The sequence below is a fragment of the Microlunatus soli genome, assembly GCF_900105385.1.
GTDB classification, from domain to species: Bacteria; Actinomycetota; Actinomycetes; order Propionibacteriales; family Propionibacteriaceae; genus Microlunatus; species Microlunatus soli.
Map to the genome: position 1 here is coordinate 5,970,717 of NZ_LT629772.1, position 21,947 is coordinate 5,992,663.

General features: G+C 66.6%; 24 protein-coding genes. 16 read left to right on the forward strand and 8 right to left on the reverse strand.

The window, feature by feature from the left end:
• Window positions 1-59: 59 nt before the first annotated feature.
• The 14 genes from BLU38_RS27310 to BLU38_RS27375 all read left to right on the forward strand — a co-directional run bounded on the left by BLU38_RS27310 (window position 60) and on the right by BLU38_RS27375 (window position 10,655).
• Window positions 60-641 carry a hypothetical protein gene (locus tag BLU38_RS27310; RefSeq protein ID WP_157683751.1) on the forward strand — a complete coding sequence of 194 codons (582 nt, stop codon included), beginning with the start codon at window positions 60-62 and terminating at the stop codon, window positions 639-641.
• A gap of 61 nt (window positions 642-702) precedes the next feature.
• On the forward strand, window positions 703-1,056 hold the full coding sequence (locus BLU38_RS27315) for a hypothetical protein (protein ID WP_157683752.1): 354 nt from the start codon (window positions 703-705) through the stop codon (window positions 1,054-1,056).
• Between the two features lie 79 nt (window positions 1,057-1,135).
• On the forward strand, window positions 1,136-2,032 hold the full coding sequence (gene atpB, locus BLU38_RS27320) for a F0F1 ATP synthase subunit A (protein WP_091529599.1): 897 nt from the start codon (window positions 1,136-1,138) through the stop codon (window positions 2,030-2,032).
• Between the two features lie 96 nt (window positions 2,033-2,128).
• The gene (gene atpE / locus BLU38_RS27325) at window positions 2,129-2,356 is read left to right on the forward strand and encodes an ATP synthase F0 subunit C (RefSeq protein ID WP_091529602.1); all 228 of its coding nucleotides are present in this window, start codon (window positions 2,129-2,131) and stop codon (window positions 2,354-2,356) included.
• Between the two features lie 10 nt (window positions 2,357-2,366).
• On the forward strand, window positions 2,367-2,924 hold the full coding sequence (locus BLU38_RS27330) for a F0F1 ATP synthase subunit B (protein ID WP_091529605.1): 558 nt from the start codon (window positions 2,367-2,369) through the stop codon (window positions 2,922-2,924).
• Window positions 2,921-3,712 (forward strand): F0F1 ATP synthase subunit delta, encoded by a 792-nt coding sequence (locus BLU38_RS27335; protein WP_091529607.1) that lies wholly within the window; start codon window positions 2,921-2,923, stop codon window positions 3,710-3,712. Before BLU38_RS27330 ends, BLU38_RS27335 begins: the two co-directional genes overlap by 4 nt.
• An 80-nt stretch (window positions 3,713-3,792) precedes the next feature.
• A complete protein-coding gene (gene atpA / locus BLU38_RS27340; RefSeq protein ID WP_091529610.1) occupies window positions 3,793-5,433 on the forward strand; it encodes a F0F1 ATP synthase subunit alpha in 1,641 nt (546 codons plus the stop codon).
• 49 nt (window positions 5,434-5,482) lie between these two features.
• Window positions 5,483-6,394 carry a F0F1 ATP synthase subunit gamma gene (locus tag BLU38_RS27345; protein WP_091529613.1) on the forward strand — a complete coding sequence of 304 codons (912 nt, stop codon included), beginning with the start codon at window positions 5,483-5,485 and terminating at the stop codon, window positions 6,392-6,394.
• 35 nt (window positions 6,395-6,429) lie between these two features.
• Complete coding sequence (gene atpD, locus BLU38_RS27350; RefSeq protein WP_091529615.1) at window positions 6,430-7,881, forward strand: F0F1 ATP synthase subunit beta; 1,452 nt, start codon at window positions 6,430-6,432, stop codon at window positions 7,879-7,881.
• A gap of 6 nt (window positions 7,882-7,887) precedes the next feature.
• Window positions 7,888-8,289 carry a F0F1 ATP synthase subunit epsilon gene (locus tag BLU38_RS27355; protein WP_091529617.1) on the forward strand — a complete coding sequence of 134 codons (402 nt, stop codon included), beginning with the start codon at window positions 7,888-7,890 and terminating at the stop codon, window positions 8,287-8,289.
• 42 nt (window positions 8,290-8,331) lie between these two features.
• Complete coding sequence (locus tag BLU38_RS27360; protein WP_091529620.1) at window positions 8,332-8,841, forward strand: DUF2550 domain-containing protein; 510 nt, start codon at window positions 8,332-8,334, stop codon at window positions 8,839-8,841.
• On the forward strand, window positions 8,842-9,429 hold the full coding sequence (locus tag BLU38_RS27365) for a hypothetical protein (protein ID WP_091529623.1): 588 nt from the start codon (window positions 8,842-8,844) through the stop codon (window positions 9,427-9,429).
• Complete coding sequence (locus tag BLU38_RS27370; protein ID WP_157683753.1) at window positions 9,407-10,264, forward strand: hypothetical protein; 858 nt, start codon at window positions 9,407-9,409, stop codon at window positions 10,262-10,264. The genes BLU38_RS27365 and BLU38_RS27370 overlap by 23 nt, the downstream gene beginning before the upstream one ends.
• Window positions 10,265-10,454: 190 nt before the next feature.
• Window positions 10,455-10,655: a hypothetical protein gene (locus BLU38_RS27375; RefSeq protein WP_091529628.1), complete on the forward strand. Its 201-nt coding sequence runs from the start codon at window positions 10,455-10,457 to the stop codon at window positions 10,653-10,655.
• An 84-nt stretch (window positions 10,656-10,739) separates the two neighbouring features.
• Here the strand turns inward: BLU38_RS27375 and BLU38_RS27380 are convergent, their stop codons facing one another.
• The 5 genes from BLU38_RS27380 to BLU38_RS27400 form a co-directional block, all read right to left on the reverse strand.
• Window positions 10,740-11,279: a GNAT family N-acetyltransferase gene (locus tag BLU38_RS27380; RefSeq protein WP_157683754.1), complete on the reverse strand. Its 540-nt coding sequence runs from the start codon at window positions 11,277-11,279 to the stop codon at window positions 10,740-10,742.
• Between the two features lie 89 nt (window positions 11,280-11,368).
• Window positions 11,369-12,673, reverse strand: coding sequence for a polysaccharide deacetylase family protein (locus tag BLU38_RS27385; protein WP_091529634.1), 1,305 nt, complete (start codon window positions 12,671-12,673; stop codon window positions 11,369-11,371).
• A gap of 181 nt (window positions 12,674-12,854) precedes the next feature.
• Complete coding sequence (locus tag BLU38_RS27390) at window positions 12,855-13,646, reverse strand: endonuclease/exonuclease/phosphatase family protein (RefSeq protein WP_091529639.1); 792 nt, start codon at window positions 13,644-13,646, stop codon at window positions 12,855-12,857.
• Between the two features lie 292 nt (window positions 13,647-13,938).
• Window positions 13,939-15,006 carry a sugar phosphate isomerase/epimerase family protein gene (locus tag BLU38_RS27395; protein ID WP_091529642.1) on the reverse strand — a complete coding sequence of 356 codons (1,068 nt, stop codon included), beginning with the start codon at window positions 15,004-15,006 and terminating at the stop codon, window positions 13,939-13,941.
• Window positions 15,007-15,037: 31 nt separating this feature from the next.
• A complete protein-coding gene (locus tag BLU38_RS27400) occupies window positions 15,038-15,646 on the reverse strand; it encodes a cob(I)yrinic acid a,c-diamide adenosyltransferase (protein ID WP_091529644.1) in 609 nt (202 codons plus the stop codon).
• A 185-nt stretch (window positions 15,647-15,831) separates the two neighbouring features.
• On the opposite strand from BLU38_RS27400, the gene BLU38_RS27405 reads away from it, so the two are divergent.
• Window positions 15,832-18,510, forward strand: a complete 2,679-nt coding sequence (locus BLU38_RS27405) for a PEP/pyruvate-binding domain-containing protein (RefSeq protein ID WP_091529647.1) — start codon at window positions 15,832-15,834, stop codon at window positions 18,508-18,510.
• On the opposite strand, the gene BLU38_RS27410 is transcribed toward BLU38_RS27405, so the two are convergent.
• The 3 genes from BLU38_RS27410 to BLU38_RS27420 all read right to left on the reverse strand — a co-directional run bounded on the left by BLU38_RS27410 (window position 18,484) and on the right by BLU38_RS27420 (window position 20,576).
• A complete protein-coding gene (locus BLU38_RS27410) occupies window positions 18,484-19,062 on the reverse strand; it encodes an anthrone oxygenase family protein (RefSeq protein ID WP_197679892.1) in 579 nt (192 codons plus the stop codon). The genes BLU38_RS27405 and BLU38_RS27410 overlap by 27 nt on opposite strands.
• Before the next feature lie 70 nt (window positions 19,063-19,132).
• The gene (locus tag BLU38_RS27415) at window positions 19,133-20,017 is read right to left on the reverse strand and encodes an amidohydrolase family protein (protein WP_091529650.1); all 885 of its coding nucleotides are present in this window, start codon (window positions 20,015-20,017) and stop codon (window positions 19,133-19,135) included.
• Between the two features lie 4 nt (window positions 20,018-20,021).
• The gene (locus BLU38_RS27420) at window positions 20,022-20,576 is read right to left on the reverse strand and encodes a MarR family winged helix-turn-helix transcriptional regulator (protein WP_091529652.1); all 555 of its coding nucleotides are present in this window, start codon (window positions 20,574-20,576) and stop codon (window positions 20,022-20,024) included.
• A gap of 112 nt (window positions 20,577-20,688) precedes the next feature.
• Here BLU38_RS27420 and BLU38_RS27425 point away from each other — a divergent pair, with 112 nt between their 5' ends.
• Window positions 20,689-21,942 carry an MFS transporter gene (locus BLU38_RS27425; protein WP_157683755.1) on the forward strand — a complete coding sequence of 418 codons (1,254 nt, stop codon included), beginning with the start codon at window positions 20,689-20,691 and terminating at the stop codon, window positions 21,940-21,942.
• Window positions 21,943-21,947 lie beyond the last annotated feature (5 nt).

Here is a 21,947-nt window from a genome sequence, read left to right on the forward strand (position 1 = left end):
ACGGTGCCGTCACTTCAGGTCGACAGCACCCTGGCACACAGGACAGGACAGCCGCCATCATGACGACTGAGAGCCCGAGCCACCGGAGCGCATCCGGGCCGAGCATCCATGTCGTCCGCGCGCGTAAACTTCTCCTCGGTGGACTCGCCGGCGGTGTGGCCGCGGCCATCGTCTGCTTGATCATCTTCGCCGTACTGGACGGCTCCCGAGGCCTTGCTTCGGCCGGGCTCGGTGCGGGCATGGTGCTCTTCTTCTACGCCATCGGCCAGCTGGTGATGGTGCGCTTCGCCGATGCCGGCGCCCGGACCCTGATGTTGGTCTCGATGGCCAGCTACGTCGGTCGGGTGATCATCCTCGGACTCATCCTGCTGATCTTCTCCCAGCAGACCGGCGCCTGGGAATGGCTGCACACCAAGACCCTGTTCATCGGCGCGATCGCGGTGGTGGCCGGCTGGATCCTGGTCGAGATCATCGTCTTCTCCCGGTTGCGGATCGGCATCTACGACGAGCCCTATCAGGGGCCGTCGGAGCACCCCGACGACGACGATGAGGACGAAGGAGACGCCGATGTCGACGAGAACGACGGCACGGCCTCTGACGCCGCCCGGACCAACACCGAGCACCCGGGGGGTGCGCGATGATCGTTGATCACCTCGTGTGCTGTGCTGGCGCTGAGAATCGACTGATACGGTTTGGTGCGCTATGACACAGCAGCTATCTACGCGTGCGCCCGAAACGGGTGAGCTTCCGGCCTCGGAGTCGACGCCGCGGACGGCGTCCCAGGCCGCCGGAGTCTCCCAGGGAATGGCGGTGCTGTCCTACCTGATCGGTGGGATGGCCGTCTACGGCGGACTCGGCTGGGTCGGGGCGCACTTCCTGCATCAGGCGTGGATGATCCCGGTCGGGATCGTGGTCGGCATCGGGCTGGCACTGCTGCTGATCGTGCGGCGCTTTTCCCGGGGCGACGTGATCGACGCCGAACTCCGGCAGGTGATCGCGCAGCGTGACCGTGATCGTGCGTATTGGACCGCTGAGGCCCGGCGGGGTCGATCCTGATGATCACGTCGATCTTCGAGACCCAACTGATCTTTGAGATGTTGAACAGCAACGGTGACATCACCGGAGGGGAGAGGTAATGGCAAGCCCGCTCACGCAGGCCGCGCCAGCGGCCAAGCGAGGGCCCTCGGTGCTGGGTGTGATCGCGATCGTGTTGATCGTGCTCTCGTTCGCACTCGGGATCTCCCAGGCGTTCACCGGCCACCACGAAGAGGGTGCCGGATTCCACGTCGGTGTCGAGAACTTCCACACCCCGCCGTTCTTCGAGGCGATCCCGTGGTTCACCCGAGCCCTGTTGCTCGGCACCGTGTCGTTCGTGCTGGCGCTGGTGTTCTGGTTGGCGATGTCCAGCAACCACCAGCTGGTGCCGTCCAAGCGGCAGTACCTGGGCGAGACCGCGTACTCCTTCGTCCGCGATGGCATCGCCCGTGACCAGATCGGCCACGACTTCAAGAAGTACCTGCCCTACCTGATGGCACTGATCACCTTCGTGGTGATCAACAACATCTGGGAGGTCATCCCGTTCACGCTGTTCCCGACCGTGTCTCACGTCGGCTGGGCCTACACGCTGGCCGTGATGACCTGGCTGATCTACAACGCGGTCGGCATCCGCAAGCACGGAGCGTTCGGCTACCTCAAGCACTCGGTGCTGCCGTCCGGGGTGCCGAAGGCACTGTGGTTCCTGGTGATCCCGATCGAGTTCCTGTCCAACATCATCATCCGGCCGGTGACGCTCAGCCTGCGGTTGTTCGCCAACATGTTCGCCGGCCACCTGCTGGTGCTGGTCTTCGCCGGTGGCGGTGAATACCTGCTGTTCCAGACCGAGCCGTTCATCAACAAGCTCGCCGGTGGCGCTGCGCTGATCTTCTCCCTGGCGGTGTTCGCGCTGGAGACCTTCGTCGCTGCGATCCAGGCCTACATCATCACGGTGCTCAGCGCCCAGTACATCGGATCAGCCCTTGCTGACGATCACTGATCGTCGGACCGCGACCGCAGTCCGACCGATCGACAACCCAACACTTCTGGCTCTGGTGGCCAGCAGAAACCCTGACCGGGAAAGGAAAGAGCTGTAATGACCCCAATGGAACTCAATGGCAACATCGCCATCATCGGCTACGGCCTGGGGGCAATCGGCCCGGGCATCGGCGTGGGCCTGATCTTCGCCGCTGTCATCCAGGGCACGGCCCGGCAGCCGGAAGCTCGTGGCGCCATGATGGGCACCGCATGGATCGGTATGGCACTGACCGAGGCGCTGGCGATGATCGGCATCGCCCTGGCCTTCGTCTTCGCCGGCCAGTAAGGCTTTCTTCATGATCAACTACCTGGCACCCCTGGCGACCGAGAACCCGATCATCCCGGGCTCGGCCGCCGAGATCATCGCGGCCGCGGTGTTCATGTGCATCTTGACGTACATCATCGCCAAGGTCGTTGTGCCCCGCTTCGAGAAGACCTACGCCGACCGTGCCGCCGCGATCGAGGGCGGCATCAAGAAGGCCGAGCAGGCGCAGGCCGAGGCTCAGGCGGCGCTGGAGTCCTACCAGGCCCAGCTCGCCGATGCTCGTGGCGAGGCCAACCAGATCAAGGAGCAGGCCAAGACCGAGGGCGCCCAGATCGTCGCCGAGATGCGCGAGCGGGCACAGGCCGAGGCAGACCGGATCGTCGCCGCAGCGCATTCGCAGTTGGAAGCCGAGCGGAGTCAGATCGTCGGTCAGATGCGCGGTGAGCTGGGTGGCCTGGCCACCTCGTTGGCCGGTCGGATCGTCGGTGAGTCGCTGGACGACGACGAACGGGCTCGGCGTACCGTCGACCGGTTCATCGCCGATCTGGAGTCCTCCGACTCAGCACCGCAAGGAGCAGACGTCAAGTGAGCATCGAGTCCGAAGCCGCAGTCGCCGAGCTGGACGCCGCCCTGGACCGGATCCAGGTCAGCGACGGCCTGGCCGACGAATTGTTCAGCGTGGTCGATCTGCTGGACGCCACCCCGGCCCTGCGCCGGGCGCTGACCGATCCGAGCACGCCGACCGAACGCCGGCAGGCGTTGGCCAACGGCTTGCTGCAGGGCAAGGTCAGCGAAGCGACCGTCGGCCTGGTGGCCGAGGCGGTCGGCAAGCGGCTCGGTCATCGTGCCCTCACCGACGGGCTGGAACGACAGGCCGTCCGGGCAGTCCTCAAGGTCGCCGAAGGCAACAACGCGCTGGACGAGGTCGAGGATCAGCTCTTCCGGTTCGGCCGGGTCGTCGAGGGTGATCCGGCCCTGCGGGCGGCGATCACCGATCGGTCCAGCACGGTCGACCGGCGGCAGAGCCTGGTCGACAGCCTGCTGGGCGGCAAGGCGACCGCCCAGACCGTGCAGCTGGCCAAGCGAGCGGTGGCAGCGCGGGATCGCAACTTCTCTCGGACGTTGAACGGCTACGTCGAGGGCGCGGCTGCACTGCGGAACCGGGTGATCGCGACCGTACGGGTGGCCCGTCCGCTGGAGTTGGAGCAGCGACAGCGGCTGCAGGCAGCCCTGGCCGGGCAGGTCGGCCGGGACGTCGCGATCCAGGAGATCGTCGATCCCCAGCTGATCGGCGGGATCCGGGTCGAACTCGGTGACGAGGTCATCGAGGGCACCGTCGCCGGGCGGTTGGACCAGGTCCGGCGCCAGTTCGGCTAGCCCGACGGGCCGGATGTCCGGCACGTACGGTTGAACGAAGAACAACACACCAGAGACTCATCAGATCAGGAACGAAGGCGATGGCAGAACTCACGATTCGCCCGGAGGAGATCCGGGAAGCCCTGGACGACTACGTCCGGAATTACACCCCGGAGACCTCCAGCCGCGAAGAGGTCGGCACCGTGGTCAGCTCCGGTGACGGCATCGCGCGCGTTGAGGGTCTGCCGTCCGCGATGGCCAACGAACTGCTGCAGTTCGAGAACGGCACCATCGGCATCGCGCAGAACCTGGACACCCGCGAGATCGGCGTCGTCGTGATGGGCGACTCCGAGGGCATCGAGGAAGGGTCGACGGTCAAGAGCACCGGCGACATCCTGTCGGTCGATGTCGGTGACGGTTACCTCGGCCGCGTCGTCGACGCGCTCGGCCGTCCGATCGACGGTCTGGGTGACATCCAGGGGGTCGACGGTCGTCGTGACCTGGAGATCCAGGCCGCCGGCGTGATGGACCGGCAGGAGGTCCGGCAGCCGATGCAGACCGGCATCAAGGCCATCGACGGCATGATCCCGATCGGCCGTGGTCAGCGACAGTTGATCATCGGCGACCGCAAGACCGGCAAGACCGCGATCGCGGTCGACACGATCATCAACCAGAAGGACAACTGGGCCACCGGCGACCCGGAGCAGCAGGTCCGCTGCATCTACGTCGCGGTCGGTCAGAAGGCCTCGACCGTCGCCTCGGTGCGTTCGCAGCTGGAGGAGAACGGCGCGCTGGAGTACACGACCATCGTGTCCGCACCGGCCTCCGATCCGGCCGGCTACAAGTACATCGCCCCCTACACCGGCTCGGCCATCGGTCAGCACTGGATGTACCAGGGCAAGCACGTCCTGATCGTCTTCGACGACCTGTCCAAGCAGGCCGAGGCCTACCGCGCGATGTCGCTGCTGCTGCGTCGCCCGCCGGGCCGCGAGGCGTACCCCGGTGACGTCTTCTACTTGCACTCCCGGCTGCTGGAGCGTTGCGCCAAGCTGTCCGACGAGCTCGGCGGCGGGTCGATGACCGGGCTGCCGATCATCGAGACCAAGGCCAACGACGTCTCGGCCTACATCCCGACCAACGTCATCTCGATCACCGACGGCCAGATCTTCCTGCAGTCCGATCTGTTCAACGCCAATCAGCGTCCGGCGATCGACGTCGGCATCTCGGTGTCCCGGGTCGGTGGATCGGCGCAGACGAAGGCGATGAAGACCGCCGCGTCCCCGCTGAAGACCGAGCTGGCGCGGTACCGCGACATGCAGGCGTTCGCGATGTTCGCCTCCGACCTGGACGCCACCACCCGCCGGCAGCTGGACCGTGGTGCCCGACTGATGGAGCTGCTCAAGCAGCCGCAGTTCGACCCGTATCCCTTCGAGGAGCAGACGGTCAGCATCTGGGCCGGCCTGGACGGGCAGTTCGACGACGTCCCGACCAACGACGTGCTGCGCTTCGAGCGGGAGTTCCTGGAGAGCCTGCGGCACGGCGAGTCCGGCGTGCTGGCCGGGATCCGGGAGTCCAAGAAGTTCGACGACTCCACCGGTGAGGCGATCCGGGCGGCCGTTGCGGAGTTCAAGAAGGGCTTCAAGACCTCGGACGGCAACTTCCTGAGCGCGGGCAACGAGCAGCACGCCCCGCTGGATGCCGACGAGGTCGAGCAGGAACAGATCGTCAAGCAGTCCCGATGACGTTCGTGCATGCTGATCCCCAGCGGAGGAGAGGACGGGTGAGGGCCTGATGCCAGCATCCCTGCGTGAGCTGCGAGCCCGTCGGGCTTCTGCCAGCAACATCAAGAAGATCACCCGGGCGATGGAGCTGATCGCGGCGTCCCGGATCGTCAAGGCCCAGCAGCGGGCCAAGGCGGCGGCGCCGTACCAGGCCGAGTTGACCCGTGCGGTGTCGGCGCTGGCGACCTTCTCCAATGTCGATCATCCGTTGCTGACCGAGGCCGAACGGCCGACCCGGGCGGCGGTGCTGTTGATCACCTCCGACCGCGGTCAGGCCGGTGCCTACTCCTCGACGGTGATCCGGGAGGGCGAGCAGCTGCGCGAGTTGTTGGCCGGCAAGGGCCTGGAGGTCGTTCCGTTCCTGTCCGGTCGCAAGGCCGCGGCGTTCTACCACTTCCGCAACCGGCCGGTCGCCGGGGAGTGGAGCGGCTACTCCGACGGTCCGACCTACGCCGATGCCAAGGCGATTGCCGACGGGATGCTGGAGGCGTTCAACACCCCGACCGATCAGGGCGGCGTGGACGAGATCCACATCGTCTACACCCGGTTCGTGTCGATGATCACCCAGCGGGTCGAGGTCATCCGGTTGGCGCCGCTGGAGGTCATCGAGGGCGAGGCACCGCCGTCGACCGACGAACTGCTTCCGTTGTACGACTTCGAGCCCAGCGGCGAGCGGGTGCTGGAAGAACTGCTCCCGCTGTACGTCGCCAGCCGGATCCACTTCTGCCTGCTGCAGGGCGCGGCCTCGGAGCTGGCCGCCCGGCAGCGGGCGATGAAGTCGGCGACCGACAACGCCGAAGACCTGATCCAGAAGCTGACCCAGGAAGCCAACCAGGTCCGGCAGGCAGGCATCACCCAGGAGATCAGCGAGATCGTGGGTGGCGTCGACGCCTTGGCCAATGCTGGCGCTGAAAACGACTGAGCCGACGAGACCGAGTTAAGAAGTAGAGGGAAATCATGACTTCGACTGTCGAAGAAACCCAACAGGAAAAGACGCTCGGCGTCGGCCGGGTCGCCCGGGTGATCGGCCCCGTGGTGGACATCGAGTTCCCCGCGGACGCGATGCCCGACATCATGAACGCGCTCACCGTGGAGATCACCACCAAGGAGGGCACCCGCAGCATGACCCTCGAGGTCGAGCTGCACATCGGTGACAACCTGGTCCGGGCGATCGCGCTGAAGCCGACCGACGGTCTGCGTCGCGGCACCGAGGTGAAGGACACCGGAGCACCGATCTCGGTCCCGGTGGGCGATGTCACCAAGGGCCACGTCTGGAACGTCACCGGCGAGCTGCTGAACGCCGATCCGGCAAGCGTCGAGATCACCGAGCGGTGGCCGATCCACCGCCCGGCGCCGAAGTTCGACCAGCTCGAGGCCAAGACCGAGATGCTGGAGACCGGCATCAAGGTGATCGACCTGCTGACCCCGTACGTGCAGGGCGGCAAGATCGGACTGTTCGGCGGCGCCGGCGTCGGCAAGACCGTTCTGATCCAGGAGATGATCTACCGGATCGCGCAGCTGCACTCGGGCACCTCGGTGTTCGCCGGTGTGGGCGAGCGGACCCGTGAGGGCAACGACCTGATCAACGAGATGGAAGAGATGGGCGTGTTCTCCGACACCGCCCTGGTCTTCGGCCAGATGGACGAGCCGCCGGGCACCCGGCTGCGGATCGCGCTGACCGGTCTGACGATGGCGGAGTACTTCCGCGACGTGCAGAACCAGGACGTGCTGCTCTTCATCGACAACATCTTCCGGTTCACCCAGGCCGGCTCGGAGGTCTCCACCCTGCTCGGCCGGATGCCGTCCGCGGTGGGTTACCAGCCGACCCTGGCCGACGAGATGGGTCAGCTGCAGGAGCGGATCACCTCGACCCGTGGTCACTCGATCACCTCGATGCAGGCGATCTACGTGCCGGCCGACGACTACACCGACCCGGCACCGGCGACCACGTTCGCCCACCTGGACGCGACCACCGAGCTGTCCCGTGACATCGCGGCCCGTTCGCTCTACCCGGCGGTGGACCCGCTGACCTCGACATCCCGGATCCTGGATGCGCAGTACATCGGTCAGCACCACTACGACGTGGCGAACTCGGTGAAGGCGATCCTGCAGAAGAACAAGGAGCTGCAGGACATCATCGCCATCCTCGGTGTCGATGAGCTTTCTGAAGAGGACAAGATCGTCGTCGCCCGGGCCCGCCGGATCGAGCAATTCCTCAGCCAGAACACCTACATGGCCGAGAAGTTCACCAACGTCCCGGGTTCGAACGTGCCGCTGGCCGACACCATCGAGTCGTTCCGGATGATCGTGGACGGCGAGGTCGACCACATCGCCGAGCAGGCCTTCTTCAACGTCGGCAGCATGGACGACGTGCAGAAGACCTGGTCCGAGATGCAGAAGGACGCCTGATCGGCCATGGCAGATCCGCTTGAGGTACGCGTCGTCTCCGCCGACGAGGTGGTCTGGTCCGGTGACGCCGAGAGCGTCATCGCCAAGACCGTCGAGGGTGACATCGGCATCCTCGCCGGCCACGAGCCGGTGCTGTCGCTGCTCGCGCCGGGCGGCGTCGAGGTGCTGCTGCCGGGCGGGCAGCGCGAGATCGTCGCCGTCGACGGCGGCTTCATCTCCGTGGCCAAGGGCCGAGTCTCGGTGATCAGCGAGTACGCCCGGATGGGGCAGGGCATCTCCGTGGACCAGGCCGAGCGCGCGTTGGCCGATGCTCGTGCCAAGCTTGATGCAGGCGAGGACGACGAGGAGACTCGCAAGGCATACCGGCGTGCCGAGGCTCAGCTCAGCGCAGCCCGCAAGGCGAACTGAGCAGCGGCAGCCGGGACTGGACTCGAGGAGGTACGGGGCAAGGTGGTCTTCGGCTGGCTGAGCGCGCTCGAGGTCATCGGGGTCATCCTGGTGCTCCTCGGGCTCTGCCTGGTCGGCCTGGCCGTCCGGCGCCGGTGGCTCGCCCGTAACGGCGGCACCTTCGAGTGCAGCATGAGCCGGCACGTGGTGTCGGCCGCCGCGGTCGGCAACAAGCCCACGTCCGATTCCTCATCGTCCGATGACACGACTCCGAGCCCCCGATGGGTGCTCGGAGTCGCTCGTTACAGCGGCGAGAATTTCGAGTGGTTCCGGTTCTTCTCGCTGGCCTGGTGGCCGAAGTACACGTTCCTGCGCAGCCAGGTCTCGGTCCTCGACCACCGGCTCCCGGCCCCCTCGGAGGCGGTCGCGCTGTACGCCGATCAGGAGATCGTCACCGTCTCGATCGGCACCGGCGACCGGACCGAGCGGCGGCAACTGGCGATGACCCCGGAATCGCTGACCGGCATGATGAGCTGGCTGGAGGCCGCGCCCCCAGGAATCGGCCGCTACTGAATGCCGGCGCGACGAGACGCCGTACCGCGGCTGATGAACGACGCCTTCCGCGCGCTGGTCGCCGGGCTGCTGAGTACCGTGCCGGCGGTTGCGGTGATCGTCGTCGTCTTCCCGCCCGGCGCAGATGACGTGCGGAGTCGCGCACTCGGACTGGGTGGCGGCATGATCTATCTGGCGTTCTACCAACTGATCTATCAGCTGATCACCTGGTTGGTGTTCCGGCGCCCGGACGCGGCATCGCTTCGGGATTGGGCGATCGCCAGCCGGCCGCGGACCAGGACCCAGCGACAGGTTCAGTTCTGGCTCGGGTCGGGTGCGATCAACTGGGGAGTGTCGGCCGCGATGCTCGCCCTGCTGGCCGTTGTCGCCCTGGCCTCCCGTGGATTCAGCGGCGCCCCGGTGCTGCTGGCCATCGCCGTGGTCACGGTGGTGGTCAGCACTCGGCGCGGAAGGGGAGAAGCGCGCCTTCTCCGAGGGAGCGCTGGCCACCGAGCTGGACGATCCGCTGACCGTCGACAAGATCGACAGGATCCTTGCCGAGATCGGAGTCGGTTGACCGATCTCGGTGGCCGGACGGCGGACGGATAAGCGGTGGCTCGGCTGCGGCGGTATTGGCAGACTCGGGCAGATGGTGCCGGTGAGGGTGCTGGAGATCGAGGTCGGTGAAGACCTTGTCGACAGGTGGCGTGACTGGTTCGCGCCGGCGGTCCAGCCGTTCCGGACCGACATTCTCCAACCCCAGGTGGCTGCTGCTCTTCCCATCAGGCGGGTCGAGCCGACACCAGAGTGGACCGACACGTTCTTCATGTACCACGGGGCCTGGACCTGGCTCACCGAAGAAGAGTTCGGCGCGCTTCGGCCGAGCGTGCGACGGAGTCTGCGGGCGGCACGTCGGAGAACTGTACGTCCCAAGTTGATGCCGGTATGGCCGTCGGAGCTGGCACGAGCCGGCGACGAGCTGATGTTCAACTGGGTTGCGTCGGGGGCGGTCCGCCCGAGCCGCCACGAGAGTGTTGCCAGCACGGTGTGGACCCACGCCCACCCGGTGCTGCCGCAGGCCGAGCGGCTCGCCGGTACCTTCGCCGTCAGCGGCTCGGGCGCCAACTGCTTCGGCACCGTGCTGGCGGCCACCGGCCTGGATGTCAGCGACGTGCTGGTCGGGCCGGTCAGGTTTCAGGCCTGGCTCGACGAGCACACGGAACCCATCAGCGGCACCGCGTTCGATGATCAGCCCGGCGTGGTGTTCGCCTGGACCGAGCATGGAGATCTGGCCCACGCAACCGTGACAGTCGGTGACGGTTGGATGCTGGCCAAGCCGTCGCAAGCTTGGTCGAGCCCGCGGTTGGTCAACACCGTTCGCGAGGTCGTCACCTCGTGGCGGTATCCGGACACCAGCCTGTCGCGGTATCGCATCGTTCGGTGACGAGAGGTACAACTCGGCCGACGGCGTCGTTGTCGGTCTCAGCATCGCTGCGGTCACGAGTTCGGTCACCTGCGCCCTCGCTGTCCGCGTCGTCCGGTTGTGCCGTCCGGATGTTGATCGCCTCCACGAGCATGATCTGCGAGTTGGGTGCCGGACGTGACCGACGTCAAGGCGGATCGAAGGGACGACCGTGCGACTCTATCTGTCCTCACAGCAATTGGGCAGAGCGCCGGAGGAGTTGATCAAGCTGTTCAACGGTCGTACGCGGATCGCGGTGATCGCCAACGGCGGCTACCTGGATGATCTTGGTAACCAGCACGGCCGGCTCGTCGCTCGAGGGGTCTCTTCCGACTGGCCCGCCGACACCAAGGTGATCATCGCCCGGATGTAGCGCTCGACGACGATCGCCGGGACTCCGCCGAGGTCGCGGTCGACCTGATCGCTACGACCGGCGCTGCCGCCGAGACCGAGGTCGTCAGGCCGTGACCTGTCGCGCCGACCACTCCGATCGAAGCAGCCCCATCAGCACGATGTCCTCGTAGTGCCCGCGCACCCAGGCATGCTCGCGTTGCCGACCCTCCAGCTCGAATCCGGCCTTCTGATAGGCACGGATCGCACCGACGTTGGACTCGATTGCCTGCAGATGGACACGGCGCAGATTGCAGCGGACGAAGGCGAACTCGACGAGCTGGGTGATCGCGATGGTCCCGATCCCGCGTCCGCGGGCCTCGGCGATCAGAGCGATGCCGATCTCGGCGTGGCGGGCCAGCTGGTCGAATCCGAACAGTGAGATGCTGCCGACGGCTCGGCCGTCCACGTCGACGACGAAGCGGACGGCTGCTCCGGAATCCGACGCCGCTGCGGCGACCCGTGCGTCGTACGCTTCTCGGGTCAGCGGGGCGGGCGAATCGGGGCCGCGCTCCTCCCAGGTGTCCAGATCTGCGGCGAGCTGGAACAGGACATCGTGGTCGTCATCGGTACGGGATCGCAGCGTGACGGTGGACGGTTCGGACACCACAGGGACGTTACCGACCGCTGGGTCGGCAGGGAAGTGGATTCGGCCCCGTGCCGGACCGGTACGGGTTCTGGGCAATGGCTTGTCGATCAAGGTCGCCGGGTGGTCCGGTGCTGCTTGTCGATCTTGTGGTGACGGGCCGGATCGATCACGGATCGGACGTCGAAGAAGTGTTTCAGGACTGCGTTGTCGCCGTCCAGGGTCGAGGCGAGCCGGATGCCGTCGACGTTGATCCTGGCCTGTCGGAGCGAACCGGCGTGTTTCTGCATCCAGGCCGGGCTGCTGGCGTCGACGTTGAAGAAGAAGTTGAAGCCGTCGGCATGCAGATAGCGGTATTTGGCGTTGTCCCTGCCGTACGGCTGTACACCGCTGATGTCGGCGCCGAACGGATAGATCAGCAGGTCCGTCGGACCGGTGAGTGGCCGGACCTCGCGATCCCAGCGCCGGGTGTCGGCCTTCAGCACGCCGAGTCCGGTGCTGGTGAAGTTGAGGTGGCCCCAGCTGTGCGAGGCGAGCTGCCAGCCGTCGGCCTTGATCGCCGTCGCCACCCTCTTCGCCGTCCTGCGCTGCTCTGCGAAGTCCTTGCGGTTGCCGTATTCGCGGTGCGAGGTGCGGTAGCCGAGGATGCCGTTGTAGCCGGTCAGCCCGAGCACCCCCTTCGCACCCCGGTAGCCGAAGTCGGGGTGAGCTGCGACGAAGTCGTCCAGCACCGGCAGCAGGTCGTAACTTCCTTGTACGGTGCGTTTGTCCGGGCGGACGTAGGTGTTGGTGATCTTGCCGTCGGCGTCGACGGTGAGATTTGTGGCGAAACCGTCGCCACGCATGTATTCGTAGTAGTTGACGTCGTCCTGACTGATCACCAGCGGCTTCTTGCCGGCCGGCAGGATGATCTTCTGATAGCGCATCGCGCCACGAGCGTCGGGACGCGCGATCTGGCGCGGCAGCACCAGCACATATCCGCGGCGACGCAGCTGCGGCAGCATCGCGCGGAACTCGTCGACAGTGACCATGTAGTCCCGATAGCCCTGGGCCCGGCTTCCGGCATGGAACGCTCGCTGCGGGTCGACGATCAAGCTGTGGAAGAACAGATGCGGGATCTGATCCATCCGCTTCCAGGCATGCGCGGAGCGCTGTTGCTTCTTGATCGAGCGGATTAACTGTCGCGCCCGGGTGCTGTGGACCGCGCTCAGTGTCTGCAGGGCGGCGGGGTAGTCGTAGCCGCGAGCCTGGCGTTGGGCCTTGAGGATCGCAGCCGGTGCGGCAGTGTCGGGAGACGGCTTCCGTGACGGTCGATCACCCGGATGTTGATCATCGCCCTGTGGTATCGAACAACCGGCCAATATCAGCAGTGCGGTGAACACAGCGATCACCGCACGCGACGAACTGCGCAGCATTGAAGACTTCCTCCACCCCGACCCGATTCACCCCGACCCGATTCACCCGGCCTGATTTCATCCGGCCGGGTCACACCCCGCACGGGAGGCTAGGGGAAGGTGGGGGCAGGATCACGATCCACCACGGCAGGTGATCACGCCGTGGGACGATCGTGTCCTGGCTGTGAGGTCGGGGGAGCCCTCAGAGGTCGAGTACGGCCTCGACCGGCAGATGGTCCGACGGATACTGCCCGCCCGGAGCCTCGTCGACCATCCGCGCGGATTCGACGGTGATCTTGTCGTTGACCAGGATCCAGTCGATCCGGATGCCCTCGGGGTCGGGATCGGCGTAGTTGTTGAACGTCCCCAGCCGCGGGCCACGGTCGACTGCACTCAGGTAGGCGTCCCGCAGACCCGCTGCGGTCAGAATCGCGTACGGCTCGGAATCCTCGCCCACATTGAAATCGCCCATCACCACCAGCGGCTGATCATGATCAACCGCCGCGGCCCTGGCGGCCAGCAGTTCCGCCGACTTGACCTGAGCCGATGCCACCTCATGATCGACATGAGTGGTGATCACGGTGAACGTCCGACCGTCGATCAGCCGGCGGAACCCGGCGACGGAGAACATCCGTGGGAAATGCGTACCCCAGGTCCGAGAGCCGATCACGTCCGGGGTGTCGGACAGCCACTGATGCCGAACGTCGATCAACTCCACGGTGTCGGAGTTGTAGAAGATCGCCGAGTATTCCTCGGCATTCTCCGACCCGTCATCGTGATGTCGGTGCTCGGCCGCCATCCGATATCGCTCACCCAATCCGGCCCCGATGTCGGCAAGCTGATGATCGAGCCCTTCCTCGGTGCCCAGCACATCCGGCGCCAGCCGCGTGAGCAACTCGATCATCGGCTCTCGGCGCCGCGACCACGGCTGCGGATCGTTCTCACTGGCAAACCGTAGGTTGTAACTGACGATCTTGATGATGACTCCTGGCAGCTGTTCCGGATCGTACGGGGACGGTAGTTGATGGCGACAAGCTCAGGGTGATTGGTTTTCAGACTCGTGCGGCCCCTTCACGGTCCTTCGCAAGCTCAGGACCGTACTGCACGAAGAGCGAGCCGCGGCACCCAGGTGAGCCGTGGGGTTGGGGCATCGAGTCATGGTGTGGTGGGCGTAAAGCGACCTTCCGGGCGAGCCTGCGAGCTCGGAATCGCCTCGGGCAAGACTCGATGCCCCAACCCCACGGCGTAGGGCACAGACCCGCGACAGCTCGGAAGAAGAGCAGACCTCAGTTGGCGAAGGCAGCGTCGAAGGAGGATTCGGACGGCTTGATGGCGTTCATGCCGCGGGCGAAGTCCAACGCCTCGGGAGCGCCGGCGAGACGATCCATCCCGGCGTCCTCCCACTCGATCGAGATCGGGCCGCCGTAGGAGATGGTGTTCAACATCCGGAAGATGTCCTCCCACGGGGTGTCGCCGCGACCGGTGGAGATGAAGTCCCAACCACGTCGCGGATCGGCCCAGGGCAGGTGCGAGGAGAGTCGGCCGTTGCGGCCGTTGTTCATCCGGACCTTGGTGTCCTTGCAGTCGACGTGCAGGATCTTGTCCTTGAAGTCCCACAGGAATCCGACGGTGTCCAGCCCCTGCCAGACCATGTGCGACGGGTCGAAGTTGAGCCCGAAGCCGGGACGGTGATCGATCGCGTCCAGCATCGCCACGGTGGACCAGTAGTCATAGGCGATCTCACTGGGGTGCACCTCGTGGGCGAACCGGACACCGACCTCGTCGAAGACGTCGATGATCGGGTTCCAGCGATCGGCGAAGTCCTTGTAGCCGGCCTGGATCACGTCGTCGCCGACCGGCGGGAACATCGCCACGTAATGCCAGATCGAGGAGCCGGTGAAGCCGATCACGGTGTCCACGCCGAAGGCGGCGGCGGCCCGGGCGGTGGTCTTCATCTCCTCGGCGGCCCGCTGCCGGACACCTTCGGGATCGCCGTCGCCCCAGACCCGCGGGTTGACCATCGACTTGTGCCGGTCGTCCAGGATCGCCTCACAGACCGCCTGGCCGTTGAGGTGGTTGGAGATCGCCCAGCAGCCCAGACCGTTCTGCTCCAGGATGTCCTTGCGTTCCTGGACGTAGGACTCGTCCTCGGCGGCGCGAGCGACATCGAAATGATCACCCCAGCAGGCGATCTCCAGACCGTCGTAGCCCCACTCGCCGGCCAACCGGCAGATCTCGGTGAACGGCAGATCCGCCCACTGTCCGGTGAACAAGGTGACCGGACGGTCCTGTTTCGGCTTGGCGACACCGGTCGCTTCGCGGCCGAGGGCGGGGTAGTTGCTGGCGCTGGTCATACTGCGAACTCCTGTACGTCGATGGACATCTTCAGCTTGTACGTTCCCCGCCGGGTTTCCAGAGCACCTCGGACTCGGTGCCGTTGGCGATCCGGCTGAGGATGAAGAGCAGGTCGGACAGGCGGTTGAGGTAGCCGACCGCTTGGAGGTTGATGCCGCCGGGCCGGTCGGTCCCGGCCGGCGGTTCGCTGCCGAACTGGGTCACGGCCTGCCACGCCGTCCGCTCGGCCCGGCGGGTGATCGTCCGCGCGACATGCAACTGCGCACCCGCACGATTGCCACCCGGCAGGATGAACGAACGGAGCTTCGGCACTTCGGCGGTGAAGGCGTCACACCAGGCCTCCAACCGCTGGATGTAGTCCGCGGTGATCCGTAGCGGCTCGAACTCGTAGCTGTCGGCCAACGGATTGCCCAGGTCGGCGCCGAGGTCGAAGAGTTCGTTCTGGATCTGGGCCAACACGGTGCTGACCCGTTCGGTGAGCTCGCCGGAGGCGAGCGCGACGCCGATCGCGGCGTTGGCCTCGTCGACGTCGCCGTAGGCAGCGACCCGCAGGTCGGTCTTCTCGGTGACCGCCATGTTCACCAACCGGGTCTGCCCGTGATCACCGGTTCGGGTGTAGATCCGGGTGAGATTCACCATGGTGCCACCCTATTGCGCTCGGTCCGGACGGGGCGGCGCGGGGGCGAGGATCGGTACGGTCCACGGCGGATTGCGAAGGTGGCGAAGATCACCGGTTCGACCGACACCGAATGGGTCTACTGTCGTTCTGATGAGAGCCGCGACCGTCCGGGTGCGGCCATTCCGCTTTGAGGAAGTGACTGGTCATGCGGGTGATCCGCCCGTTCGACTCCATCGCGGCGACCGACGTGGAGACCGCCGGCGGCAAGGGTGCCAATCTCGGTGAGCTGACGGCTGCCGGACTGCCGGTGCCACCAGGATTCGTGATCGCCACCGCCGGCTACGACGCCTTCGTCGAACACACCGGTATCGGTGACAAGATCGCTGCCGCGGCCGACGAGGTCGGCGAAGATGATCATCAGGCAGCTGACCGGGCGGCGGCGCAGATCGCGGGTTTCTTCGCCGGTGCAACGATCCCGGCCCACATCGCCGAGCAGATCATCGACGGCTACCGGGCGATGGGTGATCGGGTAGCGGTCGCGGTGCGTTCGTCGGCGACGGCAGAGGACCTGGCCGATGCCAGCTTCGCCGGCCAGCAGGACACCTATCTGAACATCCGCGGTGATGATCACCTGCTGGCGGCGGTCCGCGACTGCTGGGCATCGTTGTGGACTCCCCGTGCGATCGCCTACCGCCGTCGGCGAGGCATCGATCCGCGGACGGTCAGCCTGGCCGTCGTCGTCCAACAGCTGGTCGAGGCAGACGCCGCCGGCGTCCTGTTCACCGCCAACCCGACCAACGGGCGCCGGGACGAGACGGTGATCTCGGCGGCCTGGGGGTTGGGGGAGTCGGTGGTCGGCGGGACCGTGACCACCGACAATCTGACCGTCCGCAGATCTCAGGGGCGTTGGGTGATCACCGACCGTGACGTCGCCGACAAGCAGCTGCAGACCGTACGGACCGAGGCCGGTACCGAGGAGATCGCGGTGCCCGACGGGCTGCGTCGCCGTCCGGTGTTGACCGACACCGACGCGATCGGGCTGGCCGAGCTGGGCGATCGGGTCGCCGAACACTACGGCCGACCGATGGATCTGGAATGGGCGCGCGCCGGGGGTGACCTGTGGCTGGTGCAGGCCCGGGCGATCACCGCACTGCCCGACCCGGTGGGCGATGCACCGACCGACTGGCCGGTGCCCGACCCGAAGCGGGTGTACTTCCGGGCCAGCATCGTGGAGATGATGCCCGAGCCGTTGACGCCGCTCTTCGGTGATCTGATCGAGCCGGCAGTGGTCGGCAGCCTGGGTGAACTGTTGGGCAGCCTGCTCGGACCGTTGACTCCGCATGAGCTGGTCACGTTCCCGACGGTCAACGGCTACGCCTACTACGCCTATCGCTGGGCGGACCTGCTGAAGATGACGGCCCTGTCACCGGCCGCCATGATCAGGATCTTCAGCGGCGGAACCGGCGGTGCCGAGAAACAATGGCGAACGGTCTATCGGCCGCAGTATCAGCAGACGGTGCGCAGCTGGACCGAGAAGGATGCCGCGACGCTGTCAGCCGCCGAGTTGCTCACCGGAGCAACCGAGCTGTTGGCGGCAGGCTGCCGTTATTACACCGGTGTCCAGCAGGTGATCCCGGTCGCGGCCATGACCGAGACGTCGTTCGCCCGGTTGTATCGACCGTTCCGGCGGGCCGGCGATCCGGAGCCGACGACGTTCGTGCTCGGTCTGGAGAGCGCCCCGATGCGTGCCGAACGCGAACTGTACGGGCTCGGCCGGTGGTGCCGCGAGCAACCGGGCCTGCTGGACGCCCTGAGCGCGGTGGATTCCGACGGTCTGGTCGGTGGACCTGCACCCCAGGGCGTCGCGACAGAGGTGTGGCAGCAGTGGCAACAGCGGATCGGTGACTACCTGAAAGAGTTCGGCCACACCATCTCCGACCTCGACTTCAGCAACCCGGTCGCGGCCGACGATCCGTCGGCGGTGTTGGAAACCGTACGATTCCACGCCCGCGACGACCGGCCGCGGGAAGAGGCCGATCCGGCCGTACGGCAGCGCCGGCTGGCCGACGAACGGCAGCGGGCAACCTCGGCCCTGCTGGCCCGGACCGGGCCTGCCCGGCGAGTGATCGGGCCGGTGTTGGCCAAGGCCCAGCGGTACGGCGGCGTTCGTGAAGACGCGTTGGCCGACGTCGGCCTGGGGTGGCCGCGGATCCGGCAGTTGCTGGCCGAGCTGGGCCGACGCCTCGTCGACCACGGTCTGCTCGCGGAGGCCGACGACGTCTACTGGCTCCGGGCCGACGAGATCGGCTCGCTGGTTGCTGTCCTGGACGACGCCGGTGAGCCGTCGGTGGGTCCCGACGAACTGGCCGCAAGCATCGCCGACCGCCGGATGTCCTGGCGCGGCCGACGGACGGTCACGCCGCCACAGATGCTTCCGGTCGAGTCCCGGATGAATCGGATGATGAACCGCTGGATGCCGGCGGTCGAAAGCTCCGGGGACGGCCCCGAGCTGCACGGACTGGGCGCCAGCGGCGGCAAGATCACCGGCCGGGCATGCCTGATCAATGATCACTCCGACTTCGCCGCGATGCGGCCGGGGATGATCATCGTCGCCAAGATCACCACACCGGCCTACACGCCGCTGTTCGCGATGGCCGGCGGGGTTGTCACCGACATCGGCGGTCCGTTGAGTCACAGCTCGATCGTGGCCCGCGAATACGGCATCCCGGCCGTGCTCGGCACCGGTGATGCGACCCGTCGGATCAAACACGGCGACGAGATCACGGTGGACGGCACCGCCGGTCTGGTCACCCTTCCCGACGACGATTCAGCCCCCGAAGACGTTTCAGCTGTTGCATCAGGTCAGCGCGTCGAGGCGGGCTGACCGCGCCGAGGCGTCGGACCGGTCGGCTCGTGACCGCCGTCGAACGGAAAGAGCCACCAGCAAGCAACCGAAGGCGATCGTCGCGGTGACGGCGCGTGCGGTATTCCAGGCCGCCCACCGGGCGGCGTTCAGTTCGGCTCGGAGAGCGGCGAAGTCAGCGCTAGCGGCTGGCTCGTCGATCGTCCGGAGTCTGGTGTTCAGCGGTTCGTTGACGGCGAAGGTGATCATGATCGCGGTCAGATAGGCCACCAATGCCGCCAGGATCCAGGGCAGTGCCGTACGCCGGCCGGTCCGTACCTGCAGTGCCCCGGCCGCGACGGTGAACAGCAGCGCTCCGCTGAACTCGACTCCCAGGAAGAAGGGGTTGTTGATCGAGGCGTCCAACGACCGGAACGCCAGCACGAAGGTGCGGTCGTCGACGTCAGCGAGGCCGGGCATGATCGTGTTCGACCAGTCGGTGAAGACACCGGCAGTGAGTCCGGTGGTCAGGGTGGCGATGATCAGGATCGCGGTGCCGATCGATCCGTTGGTACCGCTGTGTCGTGATGTCATGACTCCAGCAAAGCCGTTGGCCGATGCCGGCGGCCATGCGTCAGACGCGCAGCACCATGTGCGTTCGTTGCTATCCTCGGCCGAGTCCCATCAGCCGGGCGCCGTTGGTCCAGAGCACGTCGCGCAGCCAGTCCCTGCCGAGGTCGAGTCGCTGCAACGATTCGATCTGGTGGGCGTACGGATAGGGGATGTTGGGGAAGTCGCTGCCCAAAACGATCTTGGGTTGCAGGTCGGCCAGCCGCGACCGATAGCCGGGCGGCATCGGCGCGAGCGACTCGACGTAGTCCGTGGCCACCATCGTGGTGTCCAGGTGTACGCGGTCGTATTCCATCGCGAGGTCGGCGAACTCGTCGTACTCAGGCAGTCCGGCATGGGCGATCACCAGCGTGAGCCGGGGGAATCGGGTCAGCAGTCGACGGACCGGTTCGATGCCGGTGTGTACGCCCGGATGTGGTCCGGATCCGCAGTGGATGACAATCGGGATGGCCTTGTCCTGCAGCAGATCCCAGGCACCGTCGAGCAGTCGATCGTCGGGGGCGAATCCACCGACCTGGATGTGTACCTTGAACAGCCGCGCACCGGCGTCGACGGCGTCGCGGACATCGGCCGCTGCGGTCGGCTCGGCGTACAACGTGGCGCTGTGGATCGCGTCGGGCACCCGGGTGGCGAAGTCGGCGCACCACTGGTTCAACCATCCGGCCATGCCGGGCTTGTGGGCGTAGGTCAGGGACGGGATCGCCCGCAGCCCCAAGGCCCGGACGATCTCCAGCCGTCGGTCCTCGTCGTAGCGGTAGCTGATCGGCCACGGCGGACCGCCACGGTCGGCGACGGAGTCGAAGAACGCCCACACCTTGTGCAGCATGCGTTCGGGCAGGAAGTGCACGTGGATGTCGGCCAGCCCCGGAAGGCCGAGATCGGCGCAGAGCCTGGGAACGCCGGTGTCGGTCAGACTCATCGACTCATTCGTCCCCTTCGCCCTCGGCGGCTTGCTGCTCTGCCCCGCGGTCGAGGGCGATGAACGCCTTGCGCAACAGGGCATTCAGGCGTTTCAGCTCGGCGGTGGTCAGCCCGGCGAACAGGCCCTGCTCGTGTTCGCCCCACCGGTGAACGATCCGTTTCCAGGCAGCGCGTCCGGCCGGGGTGACCGCGATCAGCACGCTGCGACGATCGTGCGGGTCTTCGCTACGGGTCACCAGACCGTTGCGGACCAGGCGCTCGATCCGACTCGTCATGCCGGCCCGGGTGACACCGGCTCTGGACGCCAGTTGCGCCGGTGTCGCGGGGACGTCCCGGTTGACGCCACCGATGAGGTGGTGCAGGGTCTTGAACTCCTCGTGCGACAGCGGATCGTCGGCCAGCAGCACGCGCAGGCCGTCGTCCGACAGCCGGGTCAATCGATCCATCCGGACGAGTGCGCCTTCCACTTCCCGATCGAAGCCGCTCTCGGTGAAGAGGTCGGACCACCGGTTCAGATGCTCATCAGCGAAGTCGGTGCGCGCCGTGCGTGTGGTCACCCGTCGCAGTCTGGCATCCCGCGGTGGTCAGTCCGTCGGCAGGCTCGCCGTCTGACCACTGCGAGCAACTAGTCAAACGCCTGATAGTTAGCTATCGTACTAAATTGTGATCATGACGAACAGTCGAGCAGGGTGGGCCGTCTGGCGGCATCGGGACTTCAGATGGCTGGGTCTCGGCCAGGGGTTGTCCTGGCTCGGCGACGCCTTCCAGCCGGTCGCACTTGCTGCCGGAGTGCTGCTGCACGGCGGCAGTGCCACCGATCTCGGCGTCATCCTTGCGCTCGGGATGGCGACCCGCGTCCTCTGCATGCCCGTTGCCGGCGTCTGGGCAGATCGCCTGCTGCCCCAACGGATCATGGTGCTGGCCGACGTCGTACGGTTCGGGTCGGCTCTGGGGATCTCGGCATTGTTCGCCACCGATGGCTGGTCGGTCGGGCCGATCGCTGCACTGACGGTGATCTCGAGTGCCGCCGGCGCGTTCTTCATGCCGGCGTTCATCGCACTGAAGCCGAACCTGGTTCCTGCTGCTGATCGGCAGTCTGCCAACGCGATGCTGACGATGCTGTCCACCGGCGCGATGATCATCGGCTCGGCTTCCGGCGGTGCCCTGGTTGCCTTCGTCGGCTCCTCGATCGGCTTCCTGATCAACGGGGTCTCGTTCGCGTTCTCGGCGTTCTGCGTGACGAAGGTCCGAGTCCGATCGGTGCGGCAGCAGCGCTCCGGGTTCGGGTCCGAACTGCGCGGCGGGCTGCGGGCGATCGCGTCCCGGCCCTGGTTGCGGGCCGGGACCCTGTCGGCAACGGCGTACCACCTCGGCAACGGCATGTTGCTGGTTCTGATCCCGTCGATCGCCATCCACCAACTCGGTGGCGCCGTCGCGCTCGGGCTGGTGGAAACCGCGACCGGGGTCGGCGGGCTGATCGGAGGCATCGTCGCCATGCGGGTCAGGATGACCCATCCGCTGCGGCTGGCCTGGCCGATGTTGGCGATCCTTCCGATCGGGTTGCTCAGCTATGTCTGGCCGCAGCGGCTGGTGGTCGTCCTGATCTGCACCATCGCCGGCTACCTGGCGCTGATGTTCCTCGACGTGCTGTGGGAGACCGCGATCCAGCAGCAGGTGCCGGCCGAACAGCTGGCTCGGGTCGGATCCTGGGATGCGCTGTTGAGCTGGGCGGTGCTGCCGATCGGCAGTGCGCTCGCGGGGCCGCTGGCCGGGGCGTTCGGGATCGATCGTGTCTTCGTCGTGGCGTGCAGCGCAATGGCGGTCACCGCCCTGCTGCCGTTGTTGAGCCGCAGCACTCGTGACCTGCGGTCGTCGCCGGCGACCGGGGAGGAGCATCGGCCGGTGGCCCTGCCGGGCGGCTGACGAGA